The organism is Microcoleus sp. B3-D7, from assembly GCF_036705305.1.
Classification (GTDB): Bacteria; Cyanobacteriota; Cyanobacteriia; order Cyanobacteriales; family Microcoleaceae; genus Microcoleus.
The window spans coordinates 1-1,151 of record NZ_JAUBUE010000092.1; the positions used below are offsets into that span (position 1 = coordinate 1).

Annotated in this window: 1 protein-coding gene; it reads right to left on the reverse strand. The window is 42.0% G+C overall.

Going from position 1 to position 1,151, the window contains the following annotated elements:
* Window positions 1-328: 328 nt before the first annotated feature.
* The gene (locus tag QUB25_RS28920; RefSeq protein ID WP_333065126.1) at window positions 329-859 is read right to left on the reverse strand and encodes a hypothetical protein; all 531 of its coding nucleotides are present in this window, start codon (window positions 857-859) and stop codon (window positions 329-331) included.
* Window positions 860-1,151 lie beyond the last annotated feature (292 nt).

Genomic DNA, 1,151 nt, shown 5'->3' on the forward strand with positions numbered 1-1,151 from the left:
ATCAGTGGTTTGACTCATTTCTATTGGTGGCCGGAGGCAAAAGTTTAATCATGGTTAATCGACCGGACATAATATCAATCCGTCCGGTGCATCCGTTTGTTAGATGAAAGGCTCAGATCTAGCTTTTTCTAAACACCTATATCCACTATCTCATCCGTTCCGAATTGCATTTCATTCTCATAATTCTATCAGGGTACTCACTGACTTGTAAGTAAGTCGGCGCTTTAAAACGCAACTATGTAAACGATGTAAAGTCTCCAAATGCTCTCTAATGCCTGACTTAAGCCTATTTACATACTGTTACATTATTCGGTTTAATCCCGCCTACCTACTTACCCCCTGCTGTTTGTCTGACCTTGAGAATCTGCTCATCGCATTCCAGGATTGTCAATGTATACGATGAAACGGATTGATTTGGAAATTGAACTTCTACCATATTTGTGTTCTGAATACTCCATCGACCAGGAACTCCTAAGCTTCTATCCGTGGCACCAATCTGGTAGCGAATAAATTCTCCGTTCTCGCGGAATTCGAGTCCTTCCCGACCGCGCGCGGGTGGAAACGGGTAGTCCTTGGGACGATACACAAGGATGTCTGCCCGATCTTCTTCGCGAGAATGTGTCCATCGTCTAAAAATTTGGCTTGGTAAGGTCATGGCGGCTACCTGAACAATAGTGAGTGGAGTAATGCTGGCATTATGTTCAACTTGTGAAGAAGCAGAGATAGCGTGGGGTAATGAAAGTATGATGCTCAAAATATATAAGCCAATTAAAGATGATAGAGATCGCAACAGTCGTTTATTCATTAAACGAGTCAATTTTGCTATGAATCTCCAGATATCCATGATTTTGCTAAACATGGCTATTGCTATCAATGAGTTTTTGAAGAGGCTTATCCAGTAATTTAACAAAAGTTGCCATATTTTTGTTTCGATGCAATCCCTGAAGCTATCTTTCTTGTGTCAGTGACTTCCATCAGAATCATCAAACTAAGCCAGACTGGCAAACATCCGGCTTAGCTAACACAATCTCTGGAATCTCTACTCTGATATACCTATGCTACTGCTTATTTTGGCGGTAGCTGGATTGTTGTCTAGCTTCTGCCAACCTGGACAGTTATCTCCCGAACATGGAGTTCCTGTGTACTTCCAA